Here is a 19,872-nt window from a genome sequence, read left to right as displayed (position 1 = left end):
TGACAGATAGTGGCAATCCCACTCGCGGGCATTGTCATCAAGTGCCCTCTCGGCGAGGGCTCAAGCGGAGACTAGTCTGGGCGCATGACCAATCGAGCCAATGAACTCACCGCACTTGTTACTGGAGCAACTGCCGGGCTCGGTGCCGAGTTCGCCCGCCAGCTCGCCGAGTCGGGACACCACCTGGTCCTGGTGGCAAGGGACGGGCAGCGGTTGAAGGAAAAAGCCGCGGAGCTTGAACGCGACTTCAGCATCTCGGCAGAGGTGCTCCCCGCGGACCTGACCACCGACGTCGGCGTTTCGGCTGTGGCGGACCGCCTCCGGGACGCAGCCAGGCCGGTGGACGTGCTGGTCAACAACGCCGGAGTGGGCCTACTGAAGTCGTTCGAGGACAACGAATTGGCCGAGGAACGCCGCCATTTGAGGCTGCACGTCCAAACGCCCATGGAACTGTGCCATGCTGCGCTGGAAGTGATGCTGCCCCGTGGCAAGGGCCGGATCATCAATGTAGCCAGTGTTGCCGCCTTCGCCAACCGGGGTACCTATTCCGCCGCCAAGGCATGGCAGGTGACGTTCAGCCGTTGGGCCAACACCACCTATGCCAAGTCCGGGGTGCTGGTCACCGCCGTCTGCCCGGGTTTCACCCACACCGAATTCCACGACCGCATGGGCATGGACAAATCGGTGGCCCCCCGCTTCCTGTGGCTCACCGCCGAACGTGTGGTGCGGGAAGGCTTGGAGGACAACGCCAAGGGGAAGGGCGTTTCCATCCCCACCAAACGGTACAAAGTGGTCAGCTTCTTCGCTCGCGTTCTTCCGGCGAAACTGACCTCCGGCCCGCCGCGCCGGCCGCTGGAGCCCTAACTCCCGGTCGCCAATGCCTCGACAAGCCGCGCGAGTGGCTCCGGAGCTTGGCCCGGCGGCAGGGCTGCCACCAACAGGGGCGCGTAGCGGATCTTGTTCCCGCTGCGTCCACCAAAGAACCGGCGTAGTTGCGCCGGAACCGGCTGTCCTCGTTGCGAAGGCTGGCGCTGGAGCAGCCGGAACGACGCCAGCTCACCTTGGGCGTCGATGACACCAAGCACGGCATCAATGCCGAGGCAGCGGATGAGTTCGTCCTCAAGATCAGCACGGCAAACCTGGAATCCGAGTTCGTCCAAGGAGCCCAGTCCGGCCCGGCCCAGCGCGCGGGCAACGCCACGGGACTCGCCCTCGTCGCACAGTCCGAGGAGCCGGTGGTTTGCGCCGGCCGGACCGTAAATATCGAGGAAGCGGACGATGCTGGTGGCGCCTCCCATGGGCACTACCGACACATGCTCCGCTTGCAGGTCATGGCCGCAACGAAGGGCGAGCGTCTCGACCGCCAGCCGGTCGCTCTCGCCTTCGACCAAGACAGTCGTCGCCTGCATTGAACCAGTATGTCTTAGGCGCCCTGATCTCCGGGAGCGCGCACCGGGGCGGACTGCATCCCGGCCGCTCGCGGTGCCCGCACCAACACCGCGACTGCGATGCCCACCACTGCACCAATGAACGTCTCAACAGCACGCTCCATCACCAGCACGCCAGGATCCATGGGAGCCGCAAGTTGCGCGATCAGCAGGATCACCGGCGTGAAAAACACCATGGCCCACCCGTAGTGCCGTGCCATGAACAGCTCGGTGGGGAACTGGCACAGGACCACCAGTACGGCAAGGACCACTGCGGTTTGGCCCGGGAAGTACTGCAGCGGTGACAACGGACTGGGGAAAAGTACGACGGCGACCACCGCCAACCCGAGGAACGTCCCCACGATGCGGTGGATCCCGCGGTGGACGCGGCTTGGCAGGTCGGCTCCGGCAAGGGGCACCGCGGCTGCGGCCATGGCCCAGTGCGGGTGGCCGCTGCCGCTCAGCACACCAACAGCTCCGGCCACACTCACGGCCAGGGAGTATCGCGCAGCATGGACCAGAGCGGCCTGGCGGAGGGGACCGCGGAGGACCGGAACGTCGCGGACTGCCCCGGCCACCCACGTGCGGTGGCGGAACCAGCCCACAAAGCCAACCACAAGGGAAAAGGCAGCCGAGGCCGCACCGATGAGTACCGCCGTCGCGAAGGGAACATCGGTGGGCACGGAAGCGCAGGCGCCCAACGCGAGGATGCCGAAGAACGGGCCGATCGGCTTGAGGCGCACGGCGTCGGCGTACAGGGATCCCGCGCCGGCGAACAGGGCGGCCACCAGCACCAGCCACCAGGAATGGATGTGGTTAACCGACAGGAACACGCCAATGGTCAGCCCACCCACCAGGATCAGCGCGGCTTGGGCTTGGTGCTTGAGCCGGAGTTGGTGCGTTTCGTTGCGGCCGTACATTCCGGTCAAGGCTCCGAAGACGGCGTACATCATGAGGTCCGGACGGCCGATGAGAATGAGCAACAGACCAGGCGCCGCGACGCTCAGGGCAACCCGGACGGCCGAAAGGCGATCGTTGTTGGCTGGACCAAGGCGGTGGAGTTCGCGGGCATGCGCCATAAGTGCGGGCACGGGGGAACACCACCAATCGTTCAGGGTTGTCCTAGAAAATTATCAGGACCGCGATACGGCCGCCATTAGCCCGGTCACAAGCCGTAGCGAGCTGGGGCACACGGAGCAGGAAAGGTCTGGGAAGATCGAGGTATGCCCGTCGCCTTCGTTTGCCGCACCCGCTCCTCCATGCCGCCGCGGGAGCTGTTCGATCTCTCGCGGAACATCGATGCCCACGTGGGCTCCATGACAAAGAGCCGGGAAAAGGCCATCGCCGGTGTCACCAGCGGGCTCATCTCTGAAGGCGAGACTGTTACGTGGCAGGCGTGGCACCTCGGAGCCAGGTTCCGCATGACCAGCCGCATCACGCGCATGGACGCTCCGGCGTCGTTCACTGATGAACAGGTGAAGGGCCCCTTCAAGTACCTCCGCCACACGCACGAGTTCCGGTCGGACGGCAGCGGGACCCTCATGGTGGACACTGTGGAGTTTGCTGCCCCCTTCGGCCCGTTGGGGCGGTTGGCTGAGAAGCTGATCCTGGCACGGTACCTGCAAAACCTGATCGAGAAGCGCAACGAGTTCCTGGTGGCTCAGGCTCCTCCAGCCCTGGACACCCGGCAATGATCAGGCTCGCGCATGCGGACGATCTGCTGATCCTGCAGGACATCGAGCGTGCCGCGGGCGAAGCCTTCAGGTCGTTGGGCATGGACTCCGTTGCCGACGACGAGCCCTTTTCAGTCGGGGAACTAAGCGCCTATGTGTCAGGTGGCCGGGCGTGGGTCTACGTGGACGGGCTCGATTACCCGGTGGCGTACTTGCTGGCGGACGTCGTTGACGGCAACGGGCATGTGGAGCAGGTCAGCGTCCATCCCGACTACGCACACCAAGGCCTGGGCCGCGAGCTGCTGCATGCCGCCCGTGTGTGGGCGCGTGGGCATGGGATGCAACGGCAGACCTTGAGCACGTTCAGGGACGTGCCGTGGAACGCTCCGTACTATCGTCGCCTTGGCTTCGAAGTGCTCGACGCCGGCACTTGGGGCCCTGAGCTGGCCCGCCTGATGGAGCACGAGGCTGAGTTGGGCCTGACCCGCTGGCCGCGCGTGGCCATGTGGCGTCCAGTTGTCCCGCCGAAGTAACTACTCGGCCACCAGCTCAACCTCGTAGCTGTCCGTGTTGACCAGGTACGCGGCGTAGTGGTCCGGGCCACCGGCGTGGGGGTACTTGGACTCGAACATCTCGTACCAGCCTGCGTCCGCGCCGAGTGCTCGGATCCGGTCCACGTTCTCCCGCGTCCCGGCGTGGAAGGCAACGTGGTTGACCCCCGGATCAGTGCGGCGGTGCGCAGTTCCAGTGATGGCGTCTGAACTTTCCACCACCACGTAGGTACCACCGAGCTTCCAGCTGCACCCCGTGGGCCAGTCCTGGAACGGCTCATAGCCAAGCTCGCCCAGCAGCCATCCCCATTCCTCCCGTGCCCGATCAAGGTGCGGCACCCAGATCTCAAGATGGCGGATGGACCCTACCGGAACGTCGCGCATGCGCCGAGTCTACGAGGTCCGCGCCCGTTCCACATCGGCTGCGCTCGCCGAGTCGCCCACGGCACGGAGCCCGGTGATGACGCCGTCAACATCCGCTGGAGCGCGGTTCTGGCTGAGTTTTGTCTTCGCCTCCACCCGGGAGATCAAGAGTTCGACGCCGACAATTGCCCTCAGCTGCCCGGCGATGAACCGCTCGGGTGCTTCATCGACGGTCCAAGGCCGCGGCATGTCGGCCTCATGCTGGTTGGACAGGCGCCGCACATGGTTGCCCAGCCACTCGGCGTCGTCGTGAATGACCAGCTCGCCGTATACGTGGGCCGTGGAGTAGTTCCAGGTGGGGACGACGCGTCCGTGCTCCGCTTTCGAGGCGTACCAGGAGGGCGAAATGTAGGCATCCGAACCCTGCACAATCATCAGGGCTTCACCGGTGACGGGCGAGGACCACTGCGTATTGTTGCGGGCCATGTGGGCATGCAGGGCTCCGTGTTCACCAATCGAGGGCTCGTAAACGAAGGGCAGCAGAGTGGCGAGCAATCCCTGGGGAGTCATGGTGACGAGGTTGGCGGCGCCGGACGTAGTGAGCAGCGCGTCTACGGCTTCATCGGAGGCGGCAAAGTGTGCGGGTGTGTACATGGGATTTCTTCCTCTCAGGTGCGTTCGGAACGGGCTGGTGCGTCAGGATTTCGACGGCGGGTTGAGCCTCACACGGACAGCGGCGCCTGCGCAGAGAATCACCGCCAAGCCACCCACCACGGTGGTCCATGTCATCGACTCGCCAAGCAGCAGGCCGGCCCATGCGATGGTCATGACGGGCTGGACCAGTTGGATCTGGCTGACCTGTGCCATGGGCCCGATGGCCAAACCCCGGTACCAGGCGAAGAAGCCGAGGAACATGCTCACCACGCCCAGGTAGGCGAAGGACAACCACTGGATGGGTGTTGCCGAAGGCATTCCCGAACCAAGCGAAACCGCGGTCAACAGGATCATCACGGGAGCCGCGACAATCAATGCCCAGGAGATGGTCTGCCACGCCCCCAGTTCCCGGGCCAGCAGCCCACCCTCCGCGTAGCCAAGGGCGGCAGCCAGGACAGCACCGAGCAACAGCAAGTCTGCCCAGTGGAGCGAACCGAAGCCGCCGGACTGGACCAGCGCAAACACCAAGGCGGCCACGACGCCCACAACGGTCAGGACCCAGAACAAGGGACGGGGGCTTTCCCGGCCTCGGATTACCGCTACCGTTGCCGTGGCTGCGGGCAGTAGTGCGATCACCACGGCACCGTGGCTCGCGGAGGTGCTGGTGAGGGCGAAGGTGGTGAGCAGCGGGAATCCGGCAACAATCCCACCTGCTACCACTGCCAAGCGGAACCACTGTCGGCCGCGGGGAAACCGTTGCCGGGTCAAGCCGAGGGCAAGCGCTGCAAGGATAGCGGCAACCACTGCCCGGCCGGCGCCGATGAACAATGGCGACATGCCCTCTACAGCCACCCGGGTGAGCGGCACGGTGAATGAGAAAGCGAAGACGCCCAGGAGCCCCCACCAGATACCGGTCGATGTCTTGGTGGATATCACTGGCCGCGAAAGCATAGTAGCGCTACTATTAGGACTCATGAATAACGATAGCAGTTCCCGGATCGTCTCGCGAGTAAAAGAATGGATCGCTGGAGCCGCTCCGGGGGCGAAACTGCCATCTACCCGCCAACTCGTGGCCGAATACCAAGCAAGCCCGGTCACGGTCCAAAAGGCGCTGAGGACCCTTACCGCACAGGGCCTGATCGAGAGTCGACCCGGTGTTGGTACCTTCGTCCGGGCTTATCGCACGGCCAGGCCGTCGGACTACGGCTGGCAGACGGCAGCCTTGCGGGCAGCCCAAGTTGCCCGACCACTTAACTCGGCTGCCATGCGCAGCGCCTCCAACGACCTCATCGCGTTCCATTCCGGCTATCCAGCCCGTGAGCTTCTGCCGGAAAGGCTGGTCCGCGCCGCACTGACACGCGCAGCCAGGGGAGATGCCGCCCTGTCACGACCGCCGGCGCAAGGCCTTCCGGAACTGCAATCCTGGTTCGCGCAGGAGCTCAGCACCTCAACGCCCGTTGGCGTCACGCCACCCCAGCCGAGCGACGTCGTCGTACTTCCCGGGAGCCAAAGCGGACTGAGCTCCATCTTCCGCGGGTTGGTGGGGCACGGACAGCCGCTGCTGGTGGAGTCGCCCAGTTACTGGGGCGCGCTGCTGGCCGCCGGCCAGGCGGGGGTGAATGTCATTCCTGTGCCCAGCGGCCCGGACGGCCCCGATCCGGACGAACTGGACAGGGCCTTCGAAGAATCCGGTGCGCGTCTCTTCTATGCGCAACCCAACTTCGCGAATCCGACGGGCGCCCAATGGTCTGCCGAGCGCGGCGAGGAAGTCCTCCGGATCGTCCAGCGCCACGGAGCCTTCCTTGTGGAGGACGACTGGGCGCACGACTTCGGCATCACCGCCCCATCGGTCCCGATTGCCGCCAAGGACGACTCCGGCCATGTGGTGTACATCCGCTCGCTGACCAAGAGCGTCTCCCCATCCATCCGCGTCGCGGCGATCATCGCACGCGGTCCGGCCCGGGAACGGATCATGGGTGCGCAGGCCGCAGAATCGATGTACGTCAGCGGCCTGCTGCAGGCAGCAGCGCTCGACGTCGTCACACAGCCAGGGTGGCAAACGCACCTTCGCGGACTCAGCCACCAATTGCAGTCGCGACGCGACCTCCTGGTTACCAGCCTGCGCGAACACGTTCCGCAGGCGCACCTCAGCCACCTGCCCAAGGGTGGCTTGAACTTGTGGCTGCGGATGCCGGACGGGTTCGACGTGGAGCAACTCACCAGGGATTGCGAATCGGCCGGGGTGCTCATAGCTGCCGGAACGGAGTGGTTCCCGGCGGAACCCGAAGGCCCGTACATCAGGCTCAACTATGCCGGCCCCAACCCCGGCGCCTTCCCGGAAGGTGCGCGGATCATTGGCGAGGCAGTGCGATCCCTCATGGGGACTTAACGGCCGCAGCCACCACCATCAAGGAGAGCGCCTTGAGGGCGGTGGCTGCGGTTGGCGGCGAGGTGCCGCGAACTATCCGTGTCGCTTGCAGTAGTCGTTACTGCGCAGAAGTTGCAGGCAAAGAGTTCCTAAGCGGGGGTCAAGTCCTTGTTGCTCTTGCCGAACACGGCGTCATCAATGGGCTGGCCGTCGAACGGCATCTCGTCCAGGTTGATGAGCGGGTTGGTGTCCTGCGTGGCAACAAGCTCGCGTGCCTCAGCCTGGGTGTCCACGCTGGGCATGGAGCCCGGCAGCGGGCGCTGGGCGGATTCACGCAGGAAGTAGATGGCAATGGCGCCCACAATGGACGTGGCCATCAGGTAGTACGCCGGCATCATGTCATCGCCGGTGCCTTCGATGAGACCCTGCACGATGAACGGCGTGGTTCCGCCGAAGATCGCAACCGAGAAGTTGTAAGCGATGCCCATTCCGCCGTAACGGCTGGACGTCGGGAACAATGCCGGGAGGGCCGAAGCCAGGTTGGCGATGTAGAACGTCACCGGGAAAGCGATCAGTGCGAGACCGGCCAGTGTGGACCAGATTTCACCGATGCCGATCAGCAGGAAGGCCGGGACTGCGAAGACGATGGTGCTGCCTGCGCCGATCCACAGAACCGGACGGCGCCCGATGCGGTCGGACAACTTACCCGTCAGCGGGATGCATACGGCCATGATCACCAGGACCGGGATGGTCAGCAAGGTGCCGTGGACGGGATCGTAGCCCTTGGAGTCCGTGAGGTACGTGGGCATGTACGAGGTCAGTGCGTAACCAACGGTGTTGGCTGCGGCTGCCAGGATCATGGCCAGCACAATCTGGCGCCAGTAGGCCTTGATGATGCCGATGGGTCCCTTGGCGACGGCGGCATCCTGGGATGCGGCATCCTTGGCGGAAGCTTCCTGGGCGTCCAGGGTGGCCTGGAACTGGGGAGATTCCTCGATCTTGCTACGGAAGTACACCGCGATGAGGCCCAACGGGCCGGCGATCAGGAACGGAATCCTCCAACCCCATTCCTCCATGGCTGCCTGTCCCAGCGTGAGCTGCAGGACGGAAACCAGGGCTGCACCGAGGGCGAAGCCGATGTAGCTGCCCATATCAAGGAAGCTGGCGAAGTAACCGCGGCGCTTATCCGGGGCGTACTCGCTGACGAAGGTTGTGGCACCGGCGTACTCGCCACCGGTGGAGAAGCCCTGAATGAGCTTCAGAATCACCAGCAACGCGGCGGCCCAGATGCCGATCTGCGCGTAGCCGGGAAGGAGTCCGACGGCGAACGTACTTGCCGCCATCAGCATCAGGGTTGCTGCGAGCACCTTCTGGCGGCCTACCTTGTCGCCGAGCCAACCGAACACGACGCCGCCGAGGGGGCGCGCGATGAAGGTTGCGGCAAAGGTGCCCAGAAGGAAGAGTGTCTGAACGGACTTGTCTGCTTCTGGCAGGAAGACAGGGCCCATGGTGGTGATGAGGTAGCCGAAAACACCGACGTCGTACCATTCCATGGTGTTGCCGACGATGGTGCCGCCGAGTGCTTTGCGCAGCATCGGCTTGTTCACCACGTTGACGTCGGACTCTTTGAGCCGGCGCTTCGGGCGAAGCTTCGTTTTCTTGGCGTTCTTAACTGCGTTTGCTGCGTTCGTGGCGGCCGGGGTGTGGCCTGCCAATACCTGATTCCCGGTGGCGTTCCTTGCGCCATCCGGAGAGACGGTGTTGCTTTGGTCTGTGGGCATTTGGGCTTCTCCTAGGGAGGTCATTTGCTTGCGACTTCTGCTGCCCCGCTCTGGGCAGGGTTTCAATTTTACGCGTTTTGGACCGAAAACCCGAGTTGAGATCGTATTTTTGGGTCCTTTGAGGGTGCAAATTGCCTAGCTGTGTTGCATCTCATTGCCCGCTTTTGCCCCGCAATGACGCGGATGCTGACCTGTTTTGCCCCCTTAAAGCACGTTGTTACCAAATTGTTTAGCCAAGCCCACTTAACAGGGCCAAAACGGGGTCAAAAACTGATGGATTACCCGGTGCCGCGGATCGATCCGAGCACCACCGTGGCGTCCAGCGCCTCCTCCGAGACCACCCTCGCCAGGAGCCCGGCCACCGCCATGATGTCGGCGGTCTCCGGTGCCTGCGACTCCGAGGTTTCAATCAACAGCCACCCACCCGGCGCCAGCCACTGAGCCGCCCCCAGCGCAACCCGACGCTGAACGTCCAAACCGTCAACGCCGCCGTCGAGCGCCATCACCGGCTCATGCAGCCGCGCCTCCGGCGGCATCAACCCGATGGACCCTGTGGGTACATAGGGTGCGTTGGCGAGGAGGACGTCCACGCGCCCCCTGAGGTGGAGCGGCAGTGCCTCGTAAAGATCACCGTGATGGACACGACCCCCGCGGGGCTCAACGTTGCGGCGGGCGCACTGGACCGCGGCCGGATCGATGTCCGCAGCATGCAACTCGGCACTTCCCAGCAGTTCGCTAAGCGCCGCACCGATCGCTCCCGAACCACAGCAGAGATCGACGACGACGGCGCCTGGCTTGGCGAGTGTCGCTGCCAGTCGCACCAGGAACTCCGTGCGGCGCCTTGGAACGAAAACGCCCGGTTCCACCACCATGCGACTCCCGCAGAAGTCCACCCATCCCACAATGTGTTCGAGGGGTAGCCCATCGATTCGCCGGTCCACCATGCGGGCCAGCTCCTCTGGAGTCCGGGCGGCGTCCATCAGGATCCTGGCTTCGTCGTCGGCGAATACACAGCCGGCAGCTCGGAGGGTGGTGGCGATGGACATTCTCCGGGTCACGGTTGCCATGCTAGCCAAGGGGTTCACAAATCCGCTGGATCTTGGTTAGGGTATGACTCATGGGAACACTGATTTTTGAGTAGACCGGCGTGTGCCATTGAGCATGCTGCCCGTTTGACCTGACAAAAATCCACGCCTGTTGAGGCCATGCCTCCATGCCGTTCCCGTTGTCGACGCCTTTTTTCGCACCGCAAACGTCATGGGACAAGTGTCTCTTCAGGACTCACACCTTTAGGAGTCCACGTATGACTGCCAACCCTTCCAACAACAACACTCCGGAGAACACTGCGCCGGAGAGCACCTCCAAAGCTCCGGCTTCCGGTGGCATCAAGTCCAAACTGACTGACGCCCAGCGGGCGATGCTCGCCAGCAAATCCGGGGGCGGCGCTCCGGCCGGCTGGCAAAGCACGGGCAAGGGCCATAAGCCCACGTCCGCCAGCGGCAAGCAAGCCAAGACGGAGAAGAAGGTCCGCTGGTAAATCCTGGGTCCAGGTAAATCCTGCAGACAACGGTCTCCGGCGCACCTAGTATTGAAATCCCTTCGTTTCATTGCGGAAAGGAAGAACCATGACTGCCAACAACTCAGCAGAGAACATCAACCCCGAGGTAGCAAGCCACTTGGTGGAGTCCATGGGTATGGCTCCCATGCCCGAACCGGCCACCATTGCTGTTGCACTGGGAGCGGACCAGGGCAGGCAGTGGCCGGACGGTAGCGGCAAACGCCGCCACCTGAAGGAACGCGACCAAGCCCACGGCCGCATGGGCCAAGGAGCAGCTGTGACGGCGATCCACAGGACCAGCCGTCCACAAATGCCGCATTCCTCGTAGTCGCCTCGGCTAACGCAGCCAGCCCAACTGACTAGCACTTGTGGTTGTTTTGAGCGCTCAGAACAACCACTAATGCCAGTCAGTTGGGCTGGCTCACGTCCGCAGCGGACTTGTCCGGACGCCAACCACGCCAGACGGGATGCCTTAGCCGGCCAGGGCCGGTCCATTCGCCGAACGTCACCTCCGCCACAAGATCAGGGCTCACCCACGTGGCACCCGCAGCGTCCTCACGGGGGATATCGGCGAAAGGAGAGTCAGGCACAACCCGGGGCTCCAGTTCTTCCATGATGTCCCGCAGCTGCCAATCCTTGAATCCGCTGCCAACCCTGCCCACGTAATGCAGCTTGTCGCCCTCGGGGATGCCCAGCAGCAACGCGCCAAACGTCCCGCTCCGGGCACCCGCACCCGGCCGCCAACCACCCACCACCACTTCCTGGCTCCGCTCCAACTTCAGCTTGATCCAGGACCTGCTGCGCCGACCCGCCACATAACGGCTGTCGGCCTTCTTCGCCATCACGCCTTCCAGCCCAAGCTCGGCAGCGCTGGCCATGAGGTCCTCCACATCGTGGTCCAAGACTGCTGAAAGGTGAAGTGGGCATCCCGCGCGCAATCGCCCCGCGAACCCCGTCAGCCTCTCGCGGCGCTCGCTGAACGGCAGGCCACTCAGGTCCGCGCCGTCGTGGTGCAGGAGGTCGAACAACATGAGCTGCACCGGGACGGATGCCCGCGCACGCTCGATGTCCGCGGTTTTTACCAAGTTCATCCGGAGTTGCAGCCGCCCAAAGTCTGGCCGGGAGCCCTTGCCGAGTGCCACGATTTCGCCGTCGGCCACGAAGTCGCCCTCCGGCCAACAACTGCGGTCGGTGAGCTCGGGATAGGTAGCCGTGAGGTCGTTGCCGTTGCGGCTCATCAACCGGATCTTGCCCTCCGTGCCCGTGATGATTGCCCGGATGCCGTCCCACTTCAGCTCGTACAGCCAGTCGTCGCCGTGCAAGTCGGAGATCGATCCAGACGTGGCAAGCATGGGAGCGTAGTCGCGCATGGGCTGGGGTGAGGGCTCCAAGGGCGGGGGCTTGGCTGGGGCGGCCTTGGCAGTCCGCTTCCCACCCGGTTGCTCCTTCATCAGGTGAATGAGCCAGCGATCCCCGGTGTTGATCAGCGCAAAGCGTTTGGTGCCGCCCAGTCCACCACCGGGCTCGCCCGTGAGCGTGGCGATCACTTCCTTGCCGTCGCGCCACTTCTCGCAGGTGAACTCGCCGCGGTCCCAGATGCTGATGGTCCCCGCACCGTACTCGCCCTTGGGAATGACTCCCGCGAAGTTCGCATAGTCCATGGGGTGGTCCTCGGTGTGCACGGCCAAATTGTTCCGGTCCGGCGTTTCCGGGACCCCTCGCGGCAGTGCCCAGGAAACCAGCACGCCCTCGTGCTCCAGCCGGAAGTCCAAGTGGTACCGGCGGGCGTGGTGCTCCTGGATCACGAAGATGCCGCCGGGTGGCGGAGGGTCACCCGGCTTCGGCTGGTCCGTGGACGATTTTCCGGACGGCGCTATGCCGGTTGTGGTGCCGGAAGCAGCCGACGACGACGGAAACGGCTCCGGGGTCTTGTCCGGATCGCGCATCCCGACGTACTTGGCGAGACGGTTCTCCACCGTCACCAGCCGCTCCCGGGAGGCGCCGCCGAGGCTGCCCGAACCGCCGCCGTCGTCATCCGCATCCTCGCCGTGTGGCGGAAGGTGACGGTCGGAAATGGACGCGAAGTGGTCCTTTCCGGTGGCAACACGTTTCATCACCGCTGTGTAGTCGAGGTGGTCCAGTGATGGGGAACCGAGTTCCCGCCAGGTTCGGGGCGCGGCAACGGTAGGGAAGGCTCGGCCTCGCAGGGAGTACGGCACGATGGTGGTCTTGTTCCCGCTGTTCTGGCTCCAGTCCACCAGGACCTTGCCTTTGCGGAGGGATTTCTTCATGTCGCTGACCACCAGCTCCGGATGGTCGGACTCCAGGGCGCGGGCCAGTTCGTGTGCAAAGGCGGAAACCTGCTCGGATTTCAGGGTCCCATCCAGCCCTGTGTAAAGGTGGATGCCTTTGCTGCCGCTGGTGACGGGGACCGGATCCATGCCCATGTCCTGCAGGATGGAGCGGGCCAGGGTGGCAACTTCGACGCATTCGGGGAGGCCCGCGCCGGGACCGGGATCGAGGTCCAGCACAAAACGGTCGGGCCTGAGGGGTTTCCCGGACGCGTCCACCTGCCACTGCGGAACGTGGATCTCCAGGGACGCGATCTGGGCCATCCACGTGAGCGTGGCCAGGTTGTTGACCATGGGGTAGTCGTTGGTGTGGTCAGAGTGGTGGATGGTGGCACGCGGTATCCACTTGGGTGCGGAGTCTTCCAGGTTCTTTTGGAAGAACACCTGGCCGGGGTGCTCAGCCGTGCCTACGCCGTTGACCCAGCGCTTGCGGGTGACGGGTCTGTTGGCCGCAGCAGGAATGAGGAACGGTGCCACTGCGGCGTAGTACTCCAGCACTTCGGCTTTGGTGGTGCCGGTTTCCGGGTAGATGATTTTGCCCAGATTGGTGAGGGTGAGTTCGTGGCCTTCCACGTTCACCCGCTCCTGTTGCTTGCCTGCCACCTCTTCTCCTCTGCTGGCTTGTGCTGTTGACTGGGTGCATGAGGGCCATATGGAAGGGATCTATCGCGTTCGGTCTGGTCAACGTACCAGTGAAGCTCTACAGTGCCACGGAGGATCACGATATTGGCCTGCACCAAGTCCACAATAAGGACGGCGGGCGCATCAGGTATCAGCGTAAGTGCGAAATTTGCAGTGAAGTGGTGGCTTACGAGGATATCGACAAGGCCTACGAGGAAGAGGGCCGGACTGTGGTCCTGACTGCGGCTGAATTGAAGTCCCTGCCGGAGGAGAACAGCCGAGAAATCGAGGTGGTGGAGTTTATCCCCGCCGAGCAGTTGGACCCCATCATGTACGAGCGCAGCTATTTCCTGGAGCCTGATTCCAAATCCCCCAAGGCCTACATGCTGCTGCGCCAGACGCTGGAGGACACGGACAGGATTGCCATTGTCCAGTACGCGCTGCGCCAGAAGACCCGGCTGGGGGCATTGCGCGTGCGCGGCGATGTGCTGCTGCTGCAGGCGCTCCTGTGGGGCGACGAAGTCCGTGAGGCCAAGTTCCCGTCTTTGGAGACGGACATCAAGATTTCAGACAAGGAACTCGAAATGTCCTCGGCCCTGGTGGAATCGATGGCGCATGATTTTGATCCCGACGAATACACCGACGATTACCAGGCGCAGTTGAAAACCCTCATCGAGGCCAAGCTGGAGAAGGGCGAGGCCTTGGACACGGAGGCCACGTTCGGCGTGGTCGAAGGCGAGGGCGAAGGCGGCGACGTCATCGACCTTATGGAAGCGCTCAAGCGCAGCCTCGACAAGAAGCGCGGCAAGGAAAAGGCGTCCGACGACGACGCTGCCGCCAGCAAAACTGCCAGCAAGCCTAAGGCGCGGGCCAAGAAAAAGGCGTGACCCGGCGTCGTGGATTGCTAGTGGTTTCGCAGCATGGAGATGAGTTCGGTTTTCTTCTTGCCCGAATAGCCCTTCAAACCAAGTTCCTTGGCGCGGGCTTTCAGTTTGTCCACGGTCCAATCGTCGTAATCCCCGGACTTTCCGCCTTTGCGGCCTACTTCTTTTCTTCCACGGGCAGCGGCGGCGTTTGAGATGCGGGCGGCCTTTTCCTTGGAGGCGCCGTCGTCGCGCAGTTCTTCATACAGTCCAGGGTCCTTGATGCTGGGGTTTTTCTTTTCCGGCAAGGTTCATCTTCCTTTCTTCGCTGGCTATGCGCCTGTCTCGTAATGCGGTTCAGCGACGGGTTTGGACTCCGGCGAACCCCGTTCCCGGAGGTAGACGGAGGCTCCCACCAGGACGGCTACGGCCAGGAATTCACTCTGCCAGTTCTGGAACGACTCGAACCAGAACTGGCTGGAGGCTACGTACTCCCAGGTCGAGACCTCCGGCAGGCCGTGGCTGAGTTGTTCTTCGTTAAAGGCAGCTGTGCCACCGATGGCGTGCATGGTGAAGGACGCGAGGAACAGCAGGGCAAGGAGTCCCGACAGCGAATGTTCGTAGACCTTCAGGACCCATCCGCCACGCCTCACGGGCCAAGGAGTTTTGGCTGTCTTTTTGGCATCGCGCGGGTCTTCGTCCTGGGGAGCGTCCTTGTCAACCGGTTTGGACTCCGAGGAGCCTCGTTGGAAGAGGAACACCGTCAGGACCACGTACATGGCCATCTGCAGGAATTCCGATTCCCAGTTCTCAAAGACGGCTTCCACGAAGTGGCCCGTGGCCAGGTACTGCAGGATGCCCAGTGGTGGCCCGCCGTGGGTTTGCTGCTCCTCGCTGTAGCTGGCCGCACCGGAGATGATCATTCCGCCCAGGAACACAAGGAACAGGCCAACGTTCACCAGGAGGAGACCGTGGTCCTTGACCCAGTGGCGTTTCGGCTCGCTGTTCTTCCCGGCGGCTTGGTGGTCCTTGATGGGGCGCAGCATGGCTTACCCTTCCTTGGATTGTCCGTTGATCCGCACTGCCCGCCTTTGCAGCCACAGGGGCGTGCCTACCACCAGCAAGAGCAGGACCAGGACAATGAAACCGCCGGCCACGAGGCCCGCCGTCCTCCCGGCCGTAAAGTCGAAGACCAGCGTGGCTGAGCCTGTGATCAGCAACGCGACGCCACCGAGTGCCCACTTGGTGACAACATCAGCGCTGGATACGAGGGTGGTCTTGAGCCCGCGGCGGAAGAGTCGCCGGTGGACGCTGACCGGGAGCACAATGAGCACGGTAGTGAGGGCGGCCACCATCACGTTGAAGAGATACAAGTTCCGTTGCCAGTCGTCCAGGTTTTCGAATCGTTCCTGGAACGGCAGCGTCAACAGGAATCCGCCCAGAATCTGGACGCCCGTCTGAAGTACCCGCAACTCCTGGATCAGTTCCATCCAATTGCGGTCCATCCGCTCTTCAGTGGATTCGTTCCTGCCGATTCGTGGAGCCTGCTCCGGCTCGACCATTCACGCACCTCCGCTAGCGATTGGTGGACGCCGACGGTGCGCCGGACTACGGTCGGACTGTCAGCATTCCTCGAACTTTTGGTCGGGGCTTCAACGGATTTCCAAGGAGGAACAACATGAGCCAGGATGAGCACCGCGTGGACCCGGAGAGCGAGCCCGGCGGCTACGGTACGCCTACACCAGAGCAAGAAATGCCTGGTCAGGGTGACGAGCGCGAAACAGCTGAGCGGCCCGCGCAGGGAGTCCCTGAAGCGCCTGACGACGAGTTCCCCACGCCCAAGGATCCTGATGCGGCGCCGCCGCCCTCAGCTACAGGCAGCGCTGCGGACGGCGGCTGATCTCCGACACCGGAGGATTACCTCTGAGGGGTGGGGCGCCGGCTCTATCTCGCTTTATACCGTGTGTCCCCTGCGACCAGACATGAAGCTCAGCAGCCAGCCGATGGCTGCGATAACGAGGAGGATGACGCCTACCCACAGCAACCAGTTCAGGGCCTGCGAGAAACCGCCCACAAGAAGGAGAACAATTGCTACTACACCAGCAATGATCAGAAGCGTATTCATGGTCAGCACATTCCTTTCTGGGGGAATCTTGGGTGAATCGCAGATTCCCAACTATGCATTCCGATTTACTTCGATTTAGTTATGCCAGTACTTTGAGGCCGGCGAGGCCTCAAAGTGCCTTTGCCGTTATCACGCTCCGGCCTTCGCTCTGTTGCGAAGTTCGCCAGTCGTGAACACGGACACTCCTCATTGTACTACTAAGCACCCTTATGAAAGGCTTGTTGAAGTCGTCACTTGATGATTGGGCAGTTGCCGGGATATTCGGCGATACGTTATTTGCTCAAATGAACGTCCAAGAGAGGAACACATGAAAGCGTCACAGCAGCTTGCAGACAACCTTCAGATTGTCCTGACAGACCTTATCGAGCTTCAGCTTCAGGGGAAGCAGGCCCACTGGAACATCGTGGGGCCCAATTTCCGCGACCTTCACCTCCAGCTGGACGAGCTTGTCCTGGCCACCCGACAGTTCGCTGACGACACCGCCGAGCGCATGCGTGCCCTCCACGCCCTGCCTGACGGCCGGAGCGCAACCATCGCCAAGGGCACCCGTTTGGAGGAATTCCCCGCGGGCCTGGTCAACACCAAGAACGCCGTCAAGCTGGTCACCGACCGCGTGGAACGCGCTGTCCAGACCATGCGCGACGTCCATGACGAGGTGGATGAGGAAGATCCCACGACGGCGGACCTGCTGCACGCGTTTATCGCCCGCCTTGAGCAGCTGGTCTGGATGATCAACGCAGAGATCATGAACGCCGGTGCAGCCGTAACCGATCCGGACGAGGCTTAGCCGGTCACCGGGACTCCGCGGATCGAAAAAGGGCGAAGAAACTGTGCCCCGGCTGAAGCGAAGCGACCTAAATAAGCCCGGCATTGTCCGCCGCAAGGCAGGGAAGGGCTTCAGCTACCGCCACCCGGACGGAAGCCTGGTCAGCAAGGAGGATCGCCAGCGCATCAATGCGCTGGCGATCCCGCCTGCATGGACCGATGTATGGATCAGCCCATTCGAGCATGGGCACATCCTGGCCACCGGCGTCGATGCCGCAGGGCGGAGCCAATACATCTACCACCCCGGATGGCGGGAGCGGAAGGACACTGAGAAGTTCATTCGCGCGGCCAAACTGGGCTTGGTGCTGCCAACGGTTCGCCGCAACGTGACGGTCCACCTCCAGGACGCTGCAGACCCGCGGCAGCAGACCCTCGCCGCTGCAGTGCGCTTCATGGACCTCGGCGCGCTCCGCGTGGGTTCCGAGATCTACATGAAGCAGAACGGCTCCTATGGGCTCACCACCCTCCGCTGCCGCCACGCGCGCGTGGAGGGGCCGGACGTCTTCCTCAAGTTCCCCGGTAAAAGCGGCCAGCTGTGGGACACCTCCATTCATGACCCCGCGTTGGCGGCCTTCCTCGAGCCCCTCGCGGAACGGCCGGGCAAGGAGCGGCTGTTGGCTTACCAGGCCAATGGGACCTGGGTATCGGTGGATGCGTCCATGATCAACGAATACCTGCGCGGCATCGCAGGAGAGGCGTACACCTCCAAGGATTTCCGTACGTGGAAGGGGACGGCGGCAGCGGCCATGAGCCTCATCAAGTCAGGCCATAAGGGCACTCCCCGGCAGGCCATTGTGCGCGCCATCAAGGAGACCTCGGACCTCTTGGGCAATACGCCCTCGGTGGCGCGCTCGTCCTATGTGGATCCAAGGGTCATTGAAGGCTACCTGTCGGAAGAGCTTAGGGACGTCAAGCCAACGGAAGCGTCGATTGCTGCCTACTTGAACGGCGAAGCGCCGAAGTAGACCAGGTGCCTCGAGCCTCTCCCGGGAATTTTATGAGTACACTCGTACTAATAAGGATTGGCGGGGCATAGCTTCTGGGGGCCGTAAATGATTCTGTTCGCAATCGTGGTGTGTGAAGTTGCGTTCTGGGTGGCGATTCTTGCCGGGCTTGCGGCACGGTATTTGTTGCGGCGCCCCCGTTTGGGTGGAGCTCTCCTGATCCTTGCCCCAGTGATCGATGCTGTCTTGCTTGCCTTGGTGGCCGTCGACCTGCTCGGTGGGGGAACTGCCTCATGGCAGCACGGGCTGGCGGCGATCTACATTGGCGTCTCCATCGCCTACGGCAAACGTATGGTGGCATGGGCCGATGCGCACTTCCAGCACCGATTCGCCGGCGGACCTGCACCGGAACGACTCACGGGAACCCGCTATACGGTCAAGTGCTGGCGGGATGTACTTCTTACAGCGCTGGCGGTGGCCATCGCCGCTGCGACCCTGGGGGCAATCATCCTCCTGGTCAACGACGCGGAACGAACCTCGGCCCTCGCGGGATTCTTTCGCATCCTGGGCATCATCTTCGCAATCGACTTCCTGTGGGCCGTGAGCTACACGATTTGGCCCAAGAAACCCGCCCGCGCCATGCCGGCTACAACCCCTTCGCGCTGAATCCATGCCGCGGAGAATCGACGCAGAGGCACGCACGGAAGCGATTGCGGAGGCGTCTTTACGTGTTCTGGAACGTGATGGGCTCGCGGGCCTGTCCGTGCGCGGGGTTGCAGCGGAAGCCGGCATTGCCGCTGCTTCGTTGCGCCGTGCGTTTGCCACGCAGCATGCCCTTCGGGAGTACTGCCTGCAACTCATTGAGGACCGAGTCACTGCCAGGGTGGCCGCCCTCGAGCTGACCGGCCGGGCACTGGTTGATGAGCTGCTGCTGCAGTTGCTCCCTCTCGACAAGGAACGGCGCATGGAATTGGTGGCGCAAGTCCAGCTCGGGGTCCTTTCGCTGACCGACAGCGAGCTTCGCCCTGCTGCCATCAGGCTTAGCGACGCAGTCGATCGCGCATGTGGCGCTGCCATTCAGATCCTGACCGAAGCGGGTCAGTTCTCCAGGGGACGCGACCCCCAGTATGAAGCACAGCGGCTGCGCGCACTCTTGGACGGAATCGCGATGCATGGCCTGTGGAGCGGGGAACTGCCGGATGCGAGTCCGATGCTCAGCATGCTCGCACGCCACCTCGACGAGCTGGCCGGTCCGTAAGGACACGTAAAGAGCCTGGCGCCACCCATATTCGGGTGGCACCAGGCTCTTTCTGCGTCCCTAAGGAGTTTGCGTGTCCCTGCTAGGCGTCGTGGTCCGTTTCGAGGATCTTCACCAGGCTGTCCAGGGCTGCATCCGCGCCTTCGCCTTCGGCGCGCAGCACCACAACGTCACCGTGTGCGGCACCCAGGCTCATGAGGGAAAGGATGCTGGCAGCGTCCATGGCGTCGTCGGCCGGCTCGCCCTGGCGGGCAATGGTGATGTCGAGATCAAGGTCGCCGGCGGCTTCGGCGAAGATGGCGGCCGGGCGGGCATGGAGGCCGACGCGGCTTGCGATGGTGGCTGTACGTTCTGGCATTGGTGCTCCTTTGTCGAGGGGTAGCTGTCGAGAGAAGTGGCTTGGTGGGATCGGTGGCTGTGTGGGAAGTCTAGATGTATTGTCCCGGCAGGTTGATGACACGGGGCTGGGAGTAACGCGATAAAGAGGACCTCCGGGTGTTGTGTGGAGCT

General features: G+C 63.2%; 25 protein-coding genes. 12 read left to right on the top strand and 13 right to left on the bottom strand.

The window, feature by feature from the left end; all coding sequences use genetic code 11:
- Positions 1-84: 84 nt before the first annotated feature.
- Positions 85-864: an SDR family NAD(P)-dependent oxidoreductase gene (locus FQP90_RS18845; RefSeq protein ID WP_144652599.1), complete on the top strand. Its 780-nt coding sequence runs from the start codon at positions 85-87 to the stop codon at positions 862-864.
- On the opposite strand, the gene FQP90_RS18840 is transcribed toward FQP90_RS18845, so the two are convergent.
- Both FQP90_RS18840 and FQP90_RS18835 read right to left on the bottom strand, forming a co-directional pair.
- The gene (locus tag FQP90_RS18840) at positions 861-1,409 is read right to left on the bottom strand and encodes a TOPRIM nucleotidyl transferase/hydrolase domain-containing protein (RefSeq protein WP_144652598.1); all 549 of its coding nucleotides are present in this window, start codon (positions 1,407-1,409) and stop codon (positions 861-863) included. The genes FQP90_RS18845 and FQP90_RS18840 overlap by 4 nt on opposite strands.
- Positions 1,410-1,423: 14 nt before the next feature.
- Entirely contained in the window at positions 1,424-2,506 is a 1,083-nt protein-coding gene (locus FQP90_RS18835; protein WP_244296864.1) for an FUSC family protein, read from the bottom strand.
- Positions 2,507-2,650: 144 nt separating this feature from the next.
- Between FQP90_RS18835 and FQP90_RS18830 the strand changes: the two genes are divergently transcribed.
- A complete protein-coding gene (locus tag FQP90_RS18830; RefSeq protein WP_144652596.1) occupies positions 2,651-3,121 on the top strand; it encodes an SRPBCC family protein in 471 nt (156 codons plus the stop codon).
- The gene (locus tag FQP90_RS18825) at positions 3,118-3,633 is read left to right on the top strand and encodes a GNAT family N-acetyltransferase (protein ID WP_144652595.1); all 516 of its coding nucleotides are present in this window, start codon (positions 3,118-3,120) and stop codon (positions 3,631-3,633) included. Before FQP90_RS18830 ends, FQP90_RS18825 begins: the two co-directional genes overlap by 4 nt.
- Here the strand turns inward: FQP90_RS18825 and FQP90_RS18820 are convergent, their stop codons facing one another.
- The 3 genes from FQP90_RS18820 to FQP90_RS18810 are packed head-to-tail and all read right to left on the bottom strand — an operon-like array spanning position 3,634 to position 5,643.
- On the bottom strand, positions 3,634-4,035 hold the full coding sequence (locus FQP90_RS18820) for a VOC family protein (RefSeq protein ID WP_144652594.1): 402 nt from the start codon (positions 4,033-4,035) through the stop codon (positions 3,634-3,636).
- A gap of 9 nt (positions 4,036-4,044) precedes the next feature.
- Complete coding sequence (locus FQP90_RS18815; RefSeq protein WP_144652593.1) at positions 4,045-4,668, bottom strand: FMN-binding negative transcriptional regulator; 624 nt, start codon at positions 4,666-4,668, stop codon at positions 4,045-4,047.
- A gap of 42 nt (positions 4,669-4,710) precedes the next feature.
- Positions 4,711-5,643: a DMT family transporter gene (locus FQP90_RS18810; RefSeq protein WP_144652592.1), complete on the bottom strand. Its 933-nt coding sequence runs from the start codon at positions 5,641-5,643 to the stop codon at positions 4,711-4,713.
- Between FQP90_RS18810 and FQP90_RS18805 the strand changes: the two genes are divergently transcribed.
- Complete coding sequence (locus FQP90_RS18805; RefSeq protein ID WP_144652591.1) at positions 5,642-7,057, top strand: aminotransferase-like domain-containing protein; 1,416 nt, start codon at positions 5,642-5,644, stop codon at positions 7,055-7,057. The genes FQP90_RS18810 and FQP90_RS18805 overlap by 2 nt on opposite strands.
- 128 nt (positions 7,058-7,185) lie before the next feature.
- Here the strand turns inward: FQP90_RS18805 and FQP90_RS18800 are convergent, their stop codons facing one another.
- Together FQP90_RS18800 and FQP90_RS18795 are read right to left on the bottom strand one after the other, a co-directional pair.
- The gene (locus tag FQP90_RS18800; RefSeq protein WP_144652590.1) at positions 7,186-8,817 is read right to left on the bottom strand and encodes an MFS transporter; all 1,632 of its coding nucleotides are present in this window, start codon (positions 8,815-8,817) and stop codon (positions 7,186-7,188) included.
- A 278-nt stretch (positions 8,818-9,095) separates the two neighbouring features.
- Entirely contained in the window at positions 9,096-9,884 is a 789-nt protein-coding gene (locus FQP90_RS18795) for a putative protein N(5)-glutamine methyltransferase (protein WP_144652589.1), read from the bottom strand.
- A 236-nt stretch (positions 9,885-10,120) separates the two neighbouring features.
- Between FQP90_RS18795 and FQP90_RS18790 the strand changes: the two genes are divergently transcribed.
- Together FQP90_RS18790 and FQP90_RS18785 are read left to right on the top strand one after the other, a co-directional pair.
- Positions 10,121-10,354 carry a hypothetical protein gene (locus FQP90_RS18790; RefSeq protein ID WP_144652588.1) on the top strand — a complete coding sequence of 78 codons (234 nt, stop codon included), beginning with the start codon at positions 10,121-10,123 and terminating at the stop codon, positions 10,352-10,354.
- 88 nt (positions 10,355-10,442) lie between these two features.
- Positions 10,443-10,703 (top strand): hypothetical protein, encoded by a 261-nt coding sequence (locus FQP90_RS18785; protein WP_144652587.1) that lies wholly within the window; start codon positions 10,443-10,445, stop codon positions 10,701-10,703.
- 79 nt (positions 10,704-10,782) lie between these two features.
- Here the strand turns inward: FQP90_RS18785 and FQP90_RS18780 are convergent, their stop codons facing one another.
- A complete protein-coding gene (locus FQP90_RS18780) occupies positions 10,783-13,329 on the bottom strand; it encodes an ATP-dependent DNA ligase (RefSeq protein WP_144652586.1) in 2,547 nt (848 codons plus the stop codon).
- A 38-nt stretch (positions 13,330-13,367) separates the two neighbouring features.
- Between FQP90_RS18780 and FQP90_RS18775 the strand changes: the two genes are divergently transcribed.
- Positions 13,368-14,234: a non-homologous end joining protein Ku gene (locus FQP90_RS18775; RefSeq protein ID WP_144652585.1), complete on the top strand. Its 867-nt coding sequence runs from the start codon at positions 13,368-13,370 to the stop codon at positions 14,232-14,234.
- 17 nt (positions 14,235-14,251) lie between these two features.
- Here the strand turns inward: FQP90_RS18775 and FQP90_RS18770 are convergent, their stop codons facing one another.
- Genes FQP90_RS18770 through FQP90_RS18760 form a run of 3 tightly spaced genes read right to left on the bottom strand, consistent with a single transcriptional unit; the run spans position 14,252 to position 15,772 of the window.
- Positions 14,252-14,518 carry a DUF7218 family protein gene (locus FQP90_RS18770; RefSeq protein ID WP_144652584.1) on the bottom strand — a complete coding sequence of 89 codons (267 nt, stop codon included), beginning with the start codon at positions 14,516-14,518 and terminating at the stop codon, positions 14,252-14,254.
- 24 nt (positions 14,519-14,542) lie between these two features.
- Entirely contained in the window at positions 14,543-15,256 is a 714-nt protein-coding gene (locus FQP90_RS18765) for a DUF6766 family protein (RefSeq protein WP_144652583.1), read from the bottom strand.
- 3 nt (positions 15,257-15,259) lie between these two features.
- On the bottom strand, positions 15,260-15,772 hold the full coding sequence (locus FQP90_RS18760; RefSeq protein WP_144652582.1) for a DUF6328 family protein: 513 nt from the start codon (positions 15,770-15,772) through the stop codon (positions 15,260-15,262).
- A 116-nt stretch (positions 15,773-15,888) separates the two neighbouring features.
- On the opposite strand from FQP90_RS18760, the gene FQP90_RS18755 reads away from it, so the two are divergent.
- Positions 15,889-16,110, top strand: coding sequence for a hypothetical protein (locus tag FQP90_RS18755; protein ID WP_144652581.1), 222 nt, complete (start codon positions 15,889-15,891; stop codon positions 16,108-16,110).
- Between the two features lie 54 nt (positions 16,111-16,164).
- On the opposite strand, the gene FQP90_RS18750 is transcribed toward FQP90_RS18755, so the two are convergent.
- Positions 16,165-16,335 carry a DUF4175 domain-containing protein gene (locus FQP90_RS18750; protein ID WP_143711595.1) on the bottom strand — a complete coding sequence of 57 codons (171 nt, stop codon included), beginning with the start codon at positions 16,333-16,335 and terminating at the stop codon, positions 16,165-16,167.
- A gap of 307 nt (positions 16,336-16,642) precedes the next feature.
- On the opposite strand from FQP90_RS18750, the gene FQP90_RS18745 reads away from it, so the two are divergent.
- The 4 genes from FQP90_RS18745 (at position 16,643) to FQP90_RS18730 (ending at position 19,362) form a co-directional block, all read left to right on the top strand.
- On the top strand, positions 16,643-17,122 hold the full coding sequence (locus tag FQP90_RS18745) for a Dps family protein (protein WP_014920468.1): 480 nt from the start codon (positions 16,643-16,645) through the stop codon (positions 17,120-17,122).
- Positions 17,123-17,165: 43 nt separating this feature from the next.
- Positions 17,166-18,125 (top strand): DNA topoisomerase IB, encoded by a 960-nt coding sequence (locus FQP90_RS18740; RefSeq protein WP_144652580.1) that lies wholly within the window; start codon positions 17,166-17,168, stop codon positions 18,123-18,125.
- A gap of 87 nt (positions 18,126-18,212) precedes the next feature.
- On the top strand, positions 18,213-18,770 hold the full coding sequence (locus FQP90_RS18735) for a hypothetical protein (RefSeq protein ID WP_144652579.1): 558 nt from the start codon (positions 18,213-18,215) through the stop codon (positions 18,768-18,770).
- Between the two features lie 4 nt (positions 18,771-18,774).
- The gene (locus FQP90_RS18730; protein WP_144652578.1) at positions 18,775-19,362 is read left to right on the top strand and encodes a TetR/AcrR family transcriptional regulator; all 588 of its coding nucleotides are present in this window, start codon (positions 18,775-18,777) and stop codon (positions 19,360-19,362) included.
- A gap of 82 nt (positions 19,363-19,444) precedes the next feature.
- On the opposite strand, the gene FQP90_RS18725 is transcribed toward FQP90_RS18730, so the two are convergent.
- On the bottom strand, positions 19,445-19,720 hold the full coding sequence (locus FQP90_RS18725) for an HPr family phosphocarrier protein (protein ID WP_144652577.1): 276 nt from the start codon (positions 19,718-19,720) through the stop codon (positions 19,445-19,447).
- Positions 19,721-19,872 lie beyond the last annotated feature (152 nt).

Source organism: Paenarthrobacter nitroguajacolicus (assembly GCF_007786235.1).
GTDB classification, from domain to species: domain Bacteria; phylum Actinomycetota; class Actinomycetes; order Actinomycetales; family Micrococcaceae; genus Arthrobacter; species Arthrobacter nitroguajacolicus_A.
Note: the sequence above shows the minus strand (reverse complement) of the source record. Positions and strands in the feature narration are given on the sequence as shown.